Source organism: Planococcus sp. CAU13 (genome assembly GCF_000775575.1).
Classification (GTDB): domain Bacteria; phylum Bacillota; class Bacilli; order Bacillales_A; family Planococcaceae; genus Planococcus.
This window is the reverse complement of the sequence record NZ_JRGN01000117.1, coordinates 1-255: the sequence shown is the minus strand read 5'-3', so window position 1 is coordinate 255 and position 255 is coordinate 1. Positions and strand designations below refer to the sequence as shown.

General features: G+C 45.1%; 1 protein-coding gene. It reads left to right on the top strand.

From position 1 onward, the window contains the following. Positions 1-193, top strand: a 193-nt coding sequence (locus tag KW93_RS17765) for a hypothetical protein (protein ID WP_235318361.1), incomplete at its 5' end; no start/stop codon positions are given. Between the last annotated feature and the right edge of the window lie 62 nt (positions 194-255).

Here is a 255-nt window from a genome sequence, read left to right as displayed (position 1 = left end):
AGTCTGGCAAAATAATATGCCAGGCTCATTTATTCTTTCGGGAAACTATTCACTTTTTCAATCATTAAGCGCCAGGCGGAAGCTTTCCGCGGGGAGCTGCGCAGCGATGCAGGAGCATATCTTTGCCCTTCGCCGCCTAGCGCTCCATTCTAGCATTGCACTAAATCGCTGGGAGCACTTCTTTTTTTCATAATCTAAAATGTTGAAGCTTTAATTGAAGGCTTACAGAGATATGGAGCAAAACAGCGAAGACTC